The 13,459-nt window shown below is 61.9% G+C and carries 13 protein-coding genes; 4 read left to right on the top strand and 9 right to left on the bottom strand.

The features are described from left to right. Positions 1–143: 143 nt before the first annotated feature. Positions 144–1,013: a LysR substrate-binding domain-containing protein gene (locus HMPREF3140_RS13735; protein ID WP_223174612.1), complete on the top strand. Its 870-nt coding sequence runs from the start codon at positions 144–146 to the stop codon at positions 1,011–1,013. Between the two features lie 89 nt (positions 1,014–1,102). On the opposite strand, the gene HMPREF3140_RS13730 is transcribed toward HMPREF3140_RS13735, so the two are convergent. From HMPREF3140_RS13730 to pspA, 6 genes are all read right to left on the bottom strand, one after another. Continuing rightward, positions 1,103–2,164 carry a TIGR01620 family protein gene (locus HMPREF3140_RS13730; protein WP_014907753.1) on the bottom strand — a complete coding sequence of 354 codons (1,062 nt, stop codon included), beginning with the start codon at positions 2,162–2,164 and terminating at the stop codon, positions 1,103–1,105. Further along, positions 2,161–3,558, bottom strand: coding sequence for a YcjX family GTP-binding protein (locus HMPREF3140_RS13725; RefSeq protein WP_002901917.1), 1,398 nt, complete (start codon positions 3,556–3,558; stop codon positions 2,161–2,163). Before HMPREF3140_RS13725 ends, HMPREF3140_RS13730 begins: the two co-directional genes overlap by 4 nt. A 102-nt stretch (positions 3,559–3,660) precedes the next feature. After that, positions 3,661–3,879 carry a phage shock protein PspD gene (pspD, locus tag HMPREF3140_RS13720; RefSeq protein ID WP_002901915.1) on the bottom strand — a complete coding sequence of 73 codons (219 nt, stop codon included), beginning with the start codon at positions 3,877–3,879 and terminating at the stop codon, positions 3,661–3,663. 28 nt (positions 3,880–3,907) lie between these two features. Continuing rightward, positions 3,908–4,267 (bottom strand): envelope stress response membrane protein PspC, encoded by a 360-nt coding sequence (pspC, locus tag HMPREF3140_RS13715; RefSeq protein WP_002901913.1) that lies wholly within the window; start codon positions 4,265–4,267, stop codon positions 3,908–3,910. Beyond that, positions 4,267–4,491: an envelope stress response membrane protein PspB gene (gene pspB / locus HMPREF3140_RS13710; protein WP_002901911.1), complete on the bottom strand. Its 225-nt coding sequence runs from the start codon at positions 4,489–4,491 to the stop codon at positions 4,267–4,269. Before pspB ends, pspC begins: the two co-directional genes overlap by 1 nt. Positions 4,492–4,546: 55 nt before the next feature. Continuing rightward, positions 4,547–5,215, bottom strand: a complete 669-nt coding sequence (gene pspA, locus HMPREF3140_RS13705; RefSeq protein WP_002901908.1) for a phage shock protein PspA — start codon at positions 5,213–5,215, stop codon at positions 4,547–4,549. Positions 5,216–5,367: 152 nt separating this feature from the next. On the opposite strand from pspA, the gene pspF reads away from it, so the two are divergent. Further along, positions 5,368–6,357: a phage shock protein operon transcriptional activator gene (gene pspF, locus HMPREF3140_RS13700; protein ID WP_004148137.1), complete on the top strand. Its 990-nt coding sequence runs from the start codon at positions 5,368–5,370 to the stop codon at positions 6,355–6,357. Here the strand turns inward: pspF and HMPREF3140_RS13695 are convergent. Continuing rightward, a complete protein-coding gene (locus HMPREF3140_RS13695) occupies positions 6,348–7,739 on the bottom strand; it encodes an MFS transporter (protein WP_004148135.1) in 1,392 nt (463 codons plus the stop codon). The two genes, pspF and HMPREF3140_RS13695, sit on opposite strands and share 10 nt — an antisense overlap. A gap of 25 nt (positions 7,740–7,764) precedes the next feature. Further along, entirely contained in the window at positions 7,765–8,934 is a 1,170-nt protein-coding gene (locus tag HMPREF3140_RS13690; protein WP_002901900.1) for a M20 aminoacylase family protein, read from the bottom strand. Positions 8,935–9,105: 171 nt separating this feature from the next. On the opposite strand from HMPREF3140_RS13690, the gene HMPREF3140_RS13685 reads away from it, so the two are divergent. After that, complete coding sequence (locus HMPREF3140_RS13685) at positions 9,106–11,415, top strand: helix-turn-helix domain-containing protein (protein WP_070553005.1); 2,310 nt, start codon at positions 9,106–9,108, stop codon at positions 11,413–11,415. Here HMPREF3140_RS13685 and HMPREF3140_RS13680 read toward each other — a convergent pair. Beyond that, positions 11,394–12,224 carry a helix-turn-helix transcriptional regulator gene (locus HMPREF3140_RS13680; protein ID WP_004183729.1) on the bottom strand — a complete coding sequence of 277 codons (831 nt, stop codon included), beginning with the start codon at positions 12,222–12,224 and terminating at the stop codon, positions 11,394–11,396. The genes HMPREF3140_RS13685 and HMPREF3140_RS13680 overlap by 22 nt on opposite strands. Before the next feature lie 107 nt (positions 12,225–12,331). On the opposite strand from HMPREF3140_RS13680, the gene HMPREF3140_RS13675 reads away from it, so the two are divergent. Beyond that, the gene (locus HMPREF3140_RS13675; protein ID WP_020803555.1) at positions 12,332–13,240 is read left to right on the top strand and encodes an SDR family oxidoreductase; all 909 of its coding nucleotides are present in this window, start codon (positions 12,332–12,334) and stop codon (positions 13,238–13,240) included. The last annotated feature ends 219 nt before the right edge of the window (positions 13,241–13,459 follow it).

The raw sequence follows: 13,459 nt of genomic DNA, 5'->3' as shown, positions 1-13,459 counted from the left end.
GGTATACCTCGGTTTAGTTACGATATAACTATTTAAAACCGGCAAAACTGGCCTAACAAACGAATTAAATCGGCCTATGCATGAACTCAATTAATGCATAAGGGAGACAATCTGTGCTTGAGCAACAAAGCATCCTTGCGCTGCTGCAGACCTTTGAGGTGACCGCCCGCCACCTGAGCTTTACCCTTGCCGCGCATGAAATGAACCTAACCCAGGGAGCGGTCAGCCATCGGATCCGCAGGCTGGAGATGCACATCGGGTTTCGCCTGTTTATCCGCATGACGCGTAAACTGGCGCTGACAGAGGAAGGTAAGCGGCTGCTGGCGACGTTAAGCCATTCGCTGCGGGCGATTAACGATGAAATTGAGGATATTCGCGATCAGGATCTGCGCGGCACGCTGCATATTGGTATTGCGCCGACGCTGGCCCATCTGTGGCTAATGCCGCGTCTGCCGCGCTTTCAGACGCAATGGCCGGGACTGAATCTGCAGTTTCGCGTGCGCGCCGGGGTGATGGATTTTAACGAGGAGCGGGTGGATCTGGCAATTTACTACGGCGCCACGCGCTACCCCGATCTTTATCAACAGCGGCTGATGGCGGAAAGTTTGCTCCCGGTCTGCTCCCCGCGTTATCGCCAGCAGTATCGTCCGCTGAGCGGCGGCGACCCGGCGGCGCTCGTCTGGATCCATGCGTGCGAATCCACCGACGTACAGGATCAATTTGCGGAATGGCGCCTGTGGTGCCAGCACAGCGGACAGGCGTTACCTTTTGACGGCCGGTATTACGCGGTGAATAACCACTCGCTGGCCATCGAGATGGCGCTCAATGGACTCGGCGTGGTGATGGGGCGTAAAACGCTGATCCAGCCGCTGCTCGACGCCGGCAGGCTGGTGGCCTTGTCTGAAAATGAAGCGCCCTCGCCCTTTGGCTATGACCTGATTTGTCCGCAGGAGAACCGTTCCCGCCCGCGCTTTCGCGCCTTCAGCGAGTGGCTGGCGGCGGAATGCGCCTAATCGAATATTGCCAGGGTGCGCGTGCCAGAGCTTGACGTCGTAGGCCGGGCAAGGCGAAGCCGCCGCCCGGCAATGTCTCTGAGCGGAGGTTACTTCTCCGGGCGGGTTTTGCTTTTCTGCAGGGTCTCTTTCAACTGCCCAATCAGCTCGCGACGAAAATCGCCGAGTCGCGGTTTATCATCGGCGATCCACGGCAGTGGGCGGCACAGCTCCATCGCCTTGATCCCGAGACGGGCGGTCAGCAGGCCGGCGCCAATGCCCTGCGCGGCGCGCGCCGACAGCCGGGCCGCCAGATCCTGCGACATCCAGTCCATCCCCACCTCGCGCACCAGTTCGCTGGCGCCAGCGAAAGCGATATTGAGCAACACCAGGCGAAACAGTCGCAGACGGCTGTAATACCCGAGCTCAATGCCGTACAACGTGGCGATTCGGTTGATCAGCCGCAGGTTCCGCCAGGCGATAAACGCCATATCCACCAGCGCCAGCGGGCTGACGGCAATCATCAGCGTCGACTCCGCCGCCGAACGGCTGATTTCCCGCCGCGCCTGGGCATCGAGCACCGGCTGCACCAGCTGCGCATAAAGGCTCACCACTTCACGGTCGCTTTGCGTTTCGTGGATCGCGGCATACCAGCGCTGCAGCGCCGGATGCGACTGATCCAGCCCGGCCTGCTGCGCCAGCTTCTCACAAAACGCTTTCGCTTTACCGACCGCGTGACTGTGCAGCATATCGCGCGCTTCATCGCGTTCGTGGGCGCGCTGGCGCAGTCGCCACAGGCGGCGCCACTCGGTGGCCACAGATCCGACGCCGGCCCCGACGATCAGCGCCCCGGCGACGCAGCCGCCCAGCGCAATCCAGTCCTGGGTCTGCCAGGCGTTAGCCGTCCATTGCACGCCTTGCGCCACGACGCTGACGCCGAAGATCGCCAGTCCGGCGCTGACCATCCGCCGCCACAGGCTGCGTTTGGGTCGCAGGACCGACTCCACCACTGCTTCCGCCGCCCCCTCTTCCTCTTCGCCGGTCACCAGCCGCGCTGGCGCGAAGTTGTCCGCCTCCAGGGTGTCGAAGGCGCGAGCGCCTTTCAGCGGCGGAATTTTCTCCGCTTGCAGCGGCCCATCAAAATCAATCCGCGGTTTTAACGGTTCGCTCATCGCAGTTTATCTCCAATCAAAAATTCCAGCGCCGCGTCGAGACGAATGTGCGGCAAAGGCCGATCGACATCCATGACCTGCGGACGAAAGTTTTCAAACTGAAATCCCTGCTGCTGCCAGAAGGCCTGACCCGGCAGGCGCGCCGGCACCTCACCGGGATAGATGGTCAACGGCTGGCCGTCGCTCAGGCGATTGCCGCGCAGGGCGGGAATTTTCTCGCCATTCACCTCAATCAGCCCGCTCTGGGTCGCCTGAATGGACGCCAGCCCCAGGCAATCCATACTGATCCCTTCAAAGGCGGCGTTCTGCCACGCGTCCTGAATCAGTTGCTGCAGGAGCGACACCATATTGCTGTGCTGATCGATCGTGACGTGATCGGCTTTGGTAGCGGCAAACAGCAGCTTGTCGATGACGGGCGAGAACAACCGGCGAAACAAGGTGCGCTGCCCGTAATGGAAACTTTGCATCAGTTGGGTCAATGCCAGACGCATATCGTTAAACGCCTGCGGCCCGCTGTTGAGCGGCTGCAGACAGTCCACCAGCACAATCTGCCGGTCGAAGCGCAGGAAGTGCTCTTTGTAGAACCCCTTCACCACCCTTTCGCAATAGTATTTGTAGCGTTCGCGCAGCATGCCGGCGTTGCTGTGTTTATCGGCCTGCGCCAGCTTGGCTTCGCCGACGGCGTCGACGTCGGGCCACGGGAAAAACTGCAGCGCCGGCGCGCCCGCCATTTCTCCGGGCAGGACAAAGCGCCCGGGTTGGATAAAGTGCAGCCCTTCGCGCTTACAGGCGTGGAGATAGTCCGTCCAGGCGGCAGCGATATCCGCCAGCCGAGCCTCGTCGGCAGGGGCCAGCGGATCCAGCCCGGCGCACAGCTGCCGCCAGCGGGCCGACCACTCCGCACGCTGTCCCTGCAGGAGCCCGGTCATCTGTCGCGACCAGCTCAGATAATCCTGCGCCAGCATCGGCAGGTCGAGCAGCCACTCGCCCGGATAGTCGACGATCTCCAGATACAGCGTGGAGGTATCTTTAAAATGGCGCAGCAGGGAGTCATTCGAACGGTAGCGCAGCGCGAGACGGATCTCGCTCACCCCGCGCGTCGGGGTTGGCCACATGGGGGGCTGGCCGTACAGCTGGGCCAGCCCTTCGTCGTAGGTGAATCGGGGAATGCCAAAGTCCCGCTGCGGCACGCGCTTGACGCCGAGCAGCCGCTCTTCGCGTGCGGCGCTCAGCAGCGGCAGGCGGGCGCCGGTGTGGATATTCAACAGCTGGTTGACCAGCGCGGTGATAAACGCCGTTTTACCGCTCCGGCTCAGGCCGGTCACCGCCAGACGTAAATGCCGGTCAACCCCGCGGTTGACCAGCGCATTCAATTCAGTTTTCAGTCGCTTCATCGCCAGTCCGTTATGCCCTGAAGGTATGTCTCGTCATCATAAGCTATCTGCCGGGGATAAGCAGGACAACGTTAATCCTTTTGCGCCTTCCCCACGGCGGCATTATTTCATCCCGCGCGTGACGCGGTTGGCCAGCCGGCTGAGTAGCGGCTCCAGCGCCACCGCCAGCAGCATTTTCAGCGGCCGACGCGCGACCGATTTAACCGCCCAGCCGGCAACGCCCGCCGGGCCATAACGCAGCGCGGTCAGCAGCGCCAGCTTACCGACGATTTTCAGACCGGGCTTCACCTGCTGCCCGGCGCGTTGCCATTTGCTATTCATGCGTTGCCTCATTCGTTAAAAACAGGGTTTACAGCTGGCGAAAGCGGCTGCGCAGCGTAAAGGTGTCGGAGGTCACATACCGCTCCATTTCACGCAGACGCTGTTCACCGGAGGCCAGTTCGGCATCCACGGCGGCCAGCAGATCGCCATTGCTCGGCGCTTTATGACCGTACAGCTCGCTGTCCGGTATCGGATCCAGAGCAAAAGTCAAAATGATGTAGGCCACCAGGACAAAGAAAAAGAGGCCGAAAATCATCGCCAGCACGGTAATCAGGCGCACCAGCTTCACCGGGACATCAAGATGCTGAGCAATGCCCGCGCAGACGCCCTTTACCATCCCGCGCTGCGGGATACGCCACAGTTTTTTATTCAGATCCAGCCCGGCCATTATTTGTCCCTCCAGTTCGGATGTTCGGCGTCCAGGATCGCTTCCAGCGCCTGAATGCGTTCGCGCATCCGCTTCGCGTCATCGGTCAACTGCAGCAGCCGTTGCTGCTCATTTTGCGTCAGACTGCCGTTGGCGCCGCGATTGTTGTAGTGCAGCCACAGCCAGACCGGCAGAACAAACAGCACAAACAGCGTCAGCGGAATGGCGAGAAAAAGCATGCTCATGTGTACTCCTTACAGGGGGTGAGCCGCGGCGCAACGCCGCGCCGCGCAATCATACTTACTGGTTGGACTGATTCATTTTGGCTTTCAACGCCGCCAGCTGCTCGCTGATTTCATCGTCCGCTTTCAGTTCGGCAAACTGCTGATCCAGCGTCTGCTGCTTGCCAAAGCGGTGGCTCTCCGCTTCCGCTTCCATCTGATCGATGCGACGCTCAAAGGATTCAAAGCGCGCCATCGCCTCATCCAGTTTACCGCTGTCCAGCTGGCGACGCACATCGCGGGACGAACTCGCCGCCTGATGGCGCAGCGCCAGCGCCTGCTGACGGGCGCGGGTTTCGCTAAGTTTGTTCTCCAGCTCGCCAATCTCTTTTTTCATCCGCGCCAGGGTTTCATCCACCAACTGCACTTCATGATCCAGCTGAGCGATAAGGTCGGTCAGCTTTTGTTTTTCGATCAGCGCCGCCCGGGCCAGATCTTCTTTCTCTTTGCGCAGGGCCAGCTCGGCTTTTTCCTGCCATTCCGCCTGCTGGGCGACCGCCTGCTCAATACGACGGGACAGCTGTTTCTTTTCCGCCAGCGCGCGGGCCGATGTCGAACGCACCTCAACCAGCGTGTCTTCCATCTCCTGGATCATCAGACGCACCAGCTTTTGCGGGTCCTCCGCTTTCTCCAGCAGGGAGTTGATGTTGGCGTTCACGATGTCGGCAAAACGAGAAAAAATACCCATAATTTCAATCCTCATAGTTCTGGTTTCAGGCATTCACCTGTGGCTTAGCTAATACAAATGGCGTGCCAACTTTTTATCTTATTGATTTTAAACAGGGTGGTTGCGAAACGTGCTGGGCATTGCTACAGTCACCTGGTTAATTACACTACTTAATGGCGAAATTCATCATGGCGCAGTACAAGGATAATCTGCTGGGCGAGGCCAACAGCTTTCTCGAGGTGCTGGAACAGGTTTCCCGGCTGGCCCCGCTGGATAAACCGGTGCTGGTCATCGGCGAGCGCGGCACCGGGAAAGAGCTTATCGCTAACCGTCTCCACTACCTCTCCAGCCGCTGGCAGGGGCCGTTTATCTCGTTGAACTGCGCGGCGCTGAACGATAATCTGCTCGACTCGGAGCTGTTCGGCCACGAAGCCGGGGCTTTCACCGGGGCCAGCAAGCGCCATCCCGGGCGCTTCGAGCGCGCCGACGGCGGGACGCTGTTTCTCGATGAGCTGGCGACAGCCCCAATGCTGGTGCAGGAGAAGCTGTTAAGAGTGATTGAATATGGCGAGCTGGAGCGCGTGGGCGGCAGCCAGCCGCTGCAGGTTAACGTCCGGCTGGTGTGCGCCACCAACGCTGACCTGCCGCAGATGGTCGAGGAAGGTCATTTTCGCGCCGACCTGCTCGACCGCCTGGCCTTCGACGTGGTACAGCTCCCCCCGCTGCGCGACCGGCAGAGCGATATCATGTTGCTCGCCAACCAGTTTGCCATCCAGATGTGCCGCGAACTCGGTCTGCCGCTGTTTCCCGGCTTTAGCGAACGAGCGACCGCGACGCTGCTCGGCTACCGCTGGCCGGGGAATATTCGCGAACTGAAGAACGTGGTTGAGCGCTCGGTGTATCGCCACGGCGACAGCGAACATGAGCTGGACGCGATTATTATTAACCCTTTTCGTCAGTCCCCCGGCTCTCCGCCGGAAGCCGCGCCCGGCGATGAGCTGCCCGCGCTACCGCTGGATCTGCGCGATTTCCAGCTCCAGCAGGAAAAACGCCTGCTGCAGCGGAGTCTGGAGCAGGCGAAGTATCATCAGAAGCAGGCGGCGGAGCTGCTGGGATTAACCTATCACCAGCTCCGCGCGCTGCTGAAAAAGCATCAGCTGTGAGAGGCGCGCGGCAGCAGCAGCGCGCTCACCGCCATCGCCCCCAGACATAAGACGGCGTTAAACCACAGGGCATACTGGGCGGCATGGGCCATGCCCAGCGGTAAAAACAGCGCGAAAAGTGACGCTGTCACGGCGATACCCATCGCCCCGCCCAGCGAGCTGCCCATCTTATAGATCCCCGAGGCGACGCCGATTTTGTTCTCCGGGGCATTGGCCACCGCGGTATCCGTCGATGGCGTGGCGTAGCAGCCCAGCCCGAGGCCAAACAGCACGTTGCTGGCGAACACCACCCCGATATACAGCGCCTTTTCGAGAAAGGTGCAGGATATCAGCGCGATGGCGATAGCGGTCAACACCGGACCGGCCATCATCGGCAGCCGGGCGCCATAGCGCTGCAGCAGCTTCTCGCCGACCCGGATCATCGCCAGGACGGTCACCAGATAGCCGAGGGTCATCATCCCGCTCTCCAGCGGCGTCAGGTGGTGCCCTTGCTGCAGCCAGATGCTGGCGATCATCATGGTGCCAATCGCCCCATTGAGCAGAAAGTTCGACAGCACTGCCGCACCGTAGGCCCGATTGCGGAACAGCGCAAAATCAATCAGCGCCGCCTCGCCTTTGCGCATGCCGTTGCGGATAAATATCGTCCCCGCCGCCAGCGCCCCGGCCAGCATGGTCAACGACAGCGGGCTGCTCCAGCCCCAGCCGTGGCCCTTGCTGATAAACAGATTCACCAGCACCAGCGCAACAATCAGGCTCAGCAGACCGCCGACGTCCAGCTTATGCTGGCTGGCGCTGGCGCTGCGGCTCTCCGGCGTGCCGCGCAGCAAAAACAGCGCCAGCAGGGCAACGGCGATCGAGAAGACGAAGATCCAGCGCCAGCCCAGACCGGTGGCGATAGCCCCGCCGACGAAGGAACAGAGACCGCTGCCGCCCCACGAGCCGATGACCCAGAAGCTGACCGCCCGCTGCCGCGCACGCCCCTCATACCAGGTCTTAATCAGCGCCAGCGTCGCCGGCATAATGCAGGCTGCCGACAGCCCCTGCAGCACCCGGCCGGCGAGGAACAGCCCCGGTCCCTGAGCAACCACCAGCATGGCGCTGCCGACGATACTCAGCCCCAGCCCGAGGGTGGTCATCCGCATCCGGCCAAACTTGTCCGCCAGGCCGCCGCTGGCGACCACGAAGCAGCCGCTGAACAGCGCGCTGAGACTGACGGCCAGAGTTAAGGTTTCAAGAGAGATATCAAGGCTGCTTTTCATCGCCGGCACCACGTTAATCACCGACTGGGCGAACAGCCAGAAGGTTAAAACGCTTAACACAATCCCCACCAGCAGGCGATCGTTGCCGACAAACGGGGTGTCGCTTATTGTGACAGTGCTCATCGCATGGCCCTCCCGTTTCTCGTGATTAGCGCAGATAGCGTTCCGTCAGGCCACACCACAGCGCCGCGCCGGTCAGCAACAGCGCGTCGTTGAAGTCATACCCCGGGTTATGCACCATGCAGCGATCCGGCTCATCGCCGGCGCCGATGGTGAAATAGCTGCCATGCGGGTGCTGCTCCAGCATGAAGGCAAAATCTTCACTGCCCATAAACGGCTTCACCTCGCCCACCTGCTCTGCGCCAAACAGCGCTGTCGCCACCTCCCGCACCATGGCGTTCGTCGCCGGATCGTTACGCAACACCGGACTGCCGTTGACGTGGGTCAGCGTGGCGGTGGCATTGAAGCTCTCCGCCTGGGCCACGGCGATATCATGGATCCGCTGCAGCACGGTCTCGCGCACCTGCTCATTGAGGGTGCGCACCGTGAGCTTCATCAGCACGTGATCGTTAATGATATTGGGCGCATGACCGGCCTGGATGCTGCCGACGGTCACCACCGCCGGCTCAAACGGGGTGATATTGCGCGAGACAATGGACTGTAGCGCGAGGGTAATATGGCAGGCCACCAGCGTGGCATCCACCGTATGCTCCGGCACCGCGCCGTGGCCGCCAACGCCCTTCACTTCAATATGCAGCGTATCGGAGGAGGCCATCATCGCCCCGTCGCGCAGGCCGATCTTGCCCAACGGCTGACCCGGCATATTGTGCAGGCCGAAGATGGCGTCGCAGGGAAACTGGTCAAATAGACCGTCCTCGACCATTACCCGCCCGCCGTACAGCAACTCTTCCGCGGGCTGGAAAATCAGCTGCAGCGTGCCGGTAAACTGGCGGGTGCGCGCCAGATATTCAGCGGCGTAGAGCAGCGTGGTGGTGTGCCCGTCATGGCCGCAGCCGTGAAAGCGCCCTTCAACCTGGCTTGCCCACGGCTTACCGCTCCGCTCCTGCATCGGCAGGGCATCCATATCCGCCCGCAGGCCAAGGCGTTTTTTCCCCTCGCCGACGCGCAGCGTGCCCACCACTCCGGTGCCCGCCAGGCCGCGGTGAACCTCGTATCCCCACTCGCCAAGCAGTCGGGCGACCTCGCTGCTGGTCTGGTGCTCTTCAAAGCCGATCTCCGGCTGCTGGTGGAACCGACGACGCAGAGCGATAAATTGCGCCTCGTTAACCTGCAATGCTTCTAGCAACGGATGTGTCATTTTTGTTATTCCTGTGTTGTGTTTGCACGACACTTTCGAGTTTATGCGGGTGGCTCAGCTTGCAGGCGCGCTTTTTTGTTTTATATTGACGAAAAATCAATGAGTGTTTTTCATACATATCGGTTATGACAAAAAACAACCGGTTGTTTTTTGTCTACAGAGGAGAGTCATGTGGAGCAGCATGCAGGCGACTTTAGCGTCACCGTACGCGATGTGCGTCAGCTGACCCAGCCGGAAAGCGATCTGCTGACGCTGCTGTGGGTGCTGGAGGGAAGCGTAAATCTGGCGGTGGCGGAAGGTGCGTCGCAACCGCTCGTCGCCGACGGGCTGGCGATCGTTAACCGCAACCGTCGCTGGAGCCTGCGCAGCGCCGGGGCCAACGCCGTGATGATCCTCACCCTCTCCGCCAGCTGGCTGGCCCGCCTCGATAATGCCTTTTTTGCCGTCGATTACCAGATAACGCCGCGCACCCGGGATGCCGATGACGGCCTGCGTCGCCTGATGCGCCAGCTGCTGGTGAGCGGCCTGGTCAATCATCCTGGCCATTACCGACTGGAGGCCAACCGCTGGCTGAGTGAGATAGCGCTGCTGCTGGCCACGCGCTTTAGCCAGCCCATCGCCTCCACGCCCCGGCGCGATACCGAAAAATGGAGCCGGAGAATAGCCAGCGTGGTGGCGCGGATCGACGCTAACTATCAGCGTCGCCTCTCGTTGCAGGAGGTGGCGGCCGCGGAATTTGTCTCCGAGGCCTGGCTGTCACGCTTATTTCGCAAAGAGGTCGGGGTAAGTTTTGTCCAGTACCTCACCGCGCTGCGCCTGCGCCACGCCGCCGACCAGCTATTAACCACCCGCAAAACCGTCCAGCAAATCGCCCGCGAACAGGGATTCGCCAGTACGCGAATGATGAGCGATTTGTTTAAGCGCCAGCACGGCGTGACGCCGCGCCAGTATCGTGAACAGCATCCTCTGGAGCTTGCCCGACCGCGCCCGCCGCAGGCCGATCGCTGGCAGCCGGTGGCGGCCGACCGGCTGTATGCGCGACTCAATGAGCCGGAACCACGCGACCGGGAAAGTCCCCCCCTGCCGATCAACCCACCGCAGACCCGGGAGATCAATCTGCGCGATCGTCCAGCGCGCCCCGCAGCGCTGCGCCATACCCGGATGGTGGTGACCGTGCGCGAACTGGACGATCTGCTGCGCGAAGATGTGCGCCGGGAACTCGAACAGCTGCACCACGCCCTACCGGTGTATGCCATCGATATCAACGATCCCTTTCTCAGCAGTCGGCTGTTCGGCACCGGCTGGGACGATCCGCAGATGGCCGGCTACGCCTGCTGGTACAACCTGCAGCAGATTTTTAGCTGGCTGGCGGCGATGGGCTGGCAGGTGATCCTGCACACCGGCGTCACCACCCGCAGCGACCTGCTGCAGCGCTTCCTGCAGCTCGCCGCCAACCATTTTCCGCCAGCCACGCTCAATAGCTGGCGCTTTGTCTGGCACTGGTCGCCGCAGGCCAGCGAAGCTGCGCGCCAGGCCGCCTGGCGGCAGCAGCGCGGGGTCCTTCATCGCCTGCTGCCGCAGCCGCAGCTGGGGATCTGGCACCGCTTTGCTCCCAGCGATCCCGGGAACGATCCGCTGTTCCACTCGCCGCTGCTGGCAGAGGCGGATTTTCTCGCCTGCCAGGCAGATGCCAACGAACAGCTGGATCTGGCCCAGGCAGACAGCAGCCGCCTGGCCTCCAGCGAACATTATCCGCTGCACAAGCTGCGGCAGATCCACAGCGCCCTGCGCCAGCGTCAGCTCAACCTGCCGCTGTGGCTGCTCTCCTGGAATACGCTGACCGGCGATACGCGGGATACCAACGGCCGCTTTTTTCGCGGCGCGCTGCTGATGGATAATCTGCTGGGGGTGGCGGACCAGGTCTGGCTGGCGGGCTTCTGGTTAAATTCAGGCCTCCAGGGCGAAGCTCGCGCCAACGGCAAGCTCGATACCTCCAGCCTGGCGCTGCACTATCTGCACGGCCTGCCGCGCCCGGTTTACTGGGTACTCTGGCTCTGGCGGCGGCTGCGCGGCGAGATCCTGGTTCACGATAAAAACCTGCTGCTGCTCCACCACCAGGGTCACTACCAGCTGCTGCTGCGCAATACGGTGGTCTACAATCCCTGGCTCTCCAGCGAAGCGGCCTTTATCCAGCGCTTCAGCCAGCCCTACAGCGTGCGGCTGCAGGGCCTGGATGGCAGCTGGCGCATCAAACAGCACCTGTTCGATCAGCACCACGGCGCGTTGTTCCCGCTGGTGGACGCCTTTCGCAGCCGCAGCGGCCCTGACGCCGAGGATTATCAGTGGCTGATGCATCAGGCCCGTCCGGCGCTCAGCGTGGATGAAGCCAGGCTCAATGGCTATTGGCTGCGGATCGACTCGCTGCAGAGCAATGCGCTGGTGCTGTACGAGTTTACGCCTCAGTCGCCCACAGGCCCCTGAAGTAAACCGTGAATTTTCCGCTGGCTCTCCGTCGTTGCCGGATTAAAGACCAGCAGGGAAAGATCGGGACGGCCCTCCACGGCAAAGGAAGTAAATTCCAGGTCGAGCGGACCCATCTGCGGGTGGTTAATGCGCTTATAGCCTTCTCCATGACCGGCGACGTCATGGCTTTGCCAAAAACGGGCGAACTCGACGCTCTGCTGGCTGAGCTCCGCGATCAACTGGTCAGTTTCTTTCGTGGCGCCCATCCGCGTGACGTCGGCGCGGAAGGCGTTGACGATAAGCTGCCCCACCCTCTGCCAGTCCTCCAGAGTGCAGCGGGCCTCCGGCCGGGTAAACAGGCGGCGCAGCACGTTGCGCTCCGCCAGCGGCAGTTGGCTGTAGTCGGTCAGCACCCTGGCCGCCGGCGCGTTCCAGGCGATGACGTCCCAGCTGGCGGTGCGGATAATCGCCGGAATGGTGAAAGCGTCAAGCACCCGCTGCAGCCGCGGCGTCATATCATCCGTCACCGTCAGACGCGTCTGCGGCGGATGGCCAAAGGCGAGAATAAACAGATGCTCGCGCTCCGGGGTGGTCAGCCGCAGACCGCGGGCGATCCGCTCCAGCACCTCGCGGGAAGGCGCCCCGCCGCGCCCCTGTTCAAGCCAGGTATACCAGGTCGGGCTGATGCTGGCGAGCTGCGCGACCTCTTCGCGGCGCAGCCCCGGGGTGCGCCGGCGTCCCGCCGGGAAGCCAAACGTTGCCGGATCGAGACGCTGGCGGCGGGCGCGGAGAAAATCGCCTAAAGCATGGTTGTCAGAAGTGTTCATCATCTGCCTGTGGGTTCTGCCTGTTAGAATTTATACCCCGATAATGTCTCTACTTTTATAGTATGACATCGCAGGTAGGATACGCCTGAAACCCATTCAGGAGATCCATGATGCGTATATTTCTTACCGGCGCGAGCGGATTTATCGGCTCACGTATTCTTCCGGCGCTGCAGGCGTCGGGCCATCAGGTTATCGGCCTCGCGCGCAGCGAAAGCACCGCACAGGCCCTGAAGGCGGCCGGCGCCGAGGTGCATCGCGGCACGCTGGATGCCCCGGAGTCGCTGCTGGCTGGCGTCGGGAATGCCGACGCGGTGATCCATACCGCCTTCGACCACGACTTCAGCCGCTTTGCCGCTAACTGCGAGAAAGACCGCCAGGCGATCCTGGCCCTGGGCCAGGCGCTGCGAGGCAGCACGCGGCCGCTGGTGATCACCTCCGGCACGCTGATGGGCGACGACGGGAGCGGCGCCCCGGCCCGGGAGTCGTTCTTCAACTCAGCGCACTCCAGCCCGCGCACCGCCTCAGAGCTCGCCGGCCAGCAGTTGCTGGAGGCGGGAGTGGATGTCAGGGTGGTCCGCTTACCGCAGGTGCATGACACCGTGCGTCAGGGACTGCTGACCTGCTATATCGAACGCGCGGTCGCCAACGGGGCGGTAGCCCTGCGCGGCGAGGGAAGCAACCGCTGGTCAGCCGCCCATGTCGATGACGTCGCACGTCTGTATGTCAGCGCGCTGCTTCAGGGCGCGGCCGGCGAGCGCTATCATGCGGTGGCCGAAGAGGGGATCGCGTTACGCGATATTGCAGCGGTAATTGCCCACGGATTAAACCTGCCGCTGACCCACCTGGATGACTCGCAGGTCGACGCCTGGTTCGGCTGGTTTGCGCCGTTTACCGCCCTTGACCTGCGCGCCAGCTCGGCATGGACCCGCGAGCGCTTGCAGTGGCAGCCGGTTGGCCCCGGGCTGCTGGAGGACCTGCAGAACATGGACTATCATAAAGTGACACTGTCACAATAATCGAAACACGCTCCCCCTGTATCACACCCGACGGGTACGGCTAGTCCCCCGTCGGGTCATCGGCTTTCTCCCCGCTATACTGAATCTATTCTCTAGCGTCCGCACGTCGTCGCCGTTTGGTCAACCGCGGCCAAACAGAGCTGACTGGCGATATCGGCGATAAAAAGTTACCATGTTTCACTATACAGACTCGGTTCCGCGACTATTTTAATCAATTGA

This window comes from Klebsiella sp. HMSC16A12, from assembly GCF_001808265.1.
Taxonomy (GTDB): domain Bacteria; phylum Pseudomonadota; class Gammaproteobacteria; order Enterobacterales; family Enterobacteriaceae; genus Klebsiella; species Klebsiella pneumoniae.
This window is presented reverse-complemented; position numbering and strand designations above follow the sequence as displayed.

What these genes read in the sequence shown, in the direction of transcription:
- pspC (WP_002901913.1), bottom strand. Translation starts at nt 4,267, where the DNA reads ATGGCCGGGCTGGATCTGAATAAAAAACTGTGGCGTATCCCGCAGCGC.
- pspF (WP_004148137.1), top strand. Translation starts at nt 5,368, where the DNA reads ATGGCGAAATTCATCATGGCGCAGTACAAGGATAATCTGCTGGGCGAG.
- pspA (WP_002901908.1), bottom strand. Translation starts at nt 5,215, where the DNA reads ATGGGTATTTTTTCTCGTTTTGCCGACATCGTGAACGCCAACATCAAC.
- HMPREF3140_RS13730 (WP_014907753.1), bottom strand. Translation starts at nt 2,164, where the DNA reads ATGAGCGAACCGTTAAAACCGCGGATTGATTTTGATGGGCCGCTGCAA.
- HMPREF3140_RS13695 (WP_004148135.1), bottom strand. Translation starts at nt 7,739, where the DNA reads ATGAGCACTGTCACAATAAGCGACACCCCGTTTGTCGGCAACGATCGC.
- HMPREF3140_RS13725 (WP_002901917.1), bottom strand. Translation starts at nt 3,558, where the DNA reads ATGAAGCGACTGAAAACTGAATTGAATGCGCTGGTCAACCGCGGGGTT.
- HMPREF3140_RS13675 (WP_020803555.1), top strand. Translation starts at nt 12,332, where the DNA reads ATGATGCGTATATTTCTTACCGGCGCGAGCGGATTTATCGGCTCACGT.
- pspD (WP_002901915.1), bottom strand. Translation starts at nt 3,879, where the DNA reads ATGAATAGCAAATGGCAACGCGCCGGGCAGCAGGTGAAGCCCGGTCTG.
- HMPREF3140_RS13690 (WP_002901900.1), bottom strand. Translation starts at nt 8,934, where the DNA reads ATGACACATCCGTTGCTAGAAGCATTGCAGGTTAACGAGGCGCAATTT.
- pspB (WP_002901911.1), bottom strand. Translation starts at nt 4,491, where the DNA reads ATGAGCATGCTTTTTCTCGCCATTCCGCTGACGCTGTTTGTGCTGTTT.
- HMPREF3140_RS13680 (WP_004183729.1), bottom strand. Translation starts at nt 12,224, where the DNA reads ATGAACACTTCTGACAACCATGCTTTAGGCGATTTTCTCCGCGCCCGC.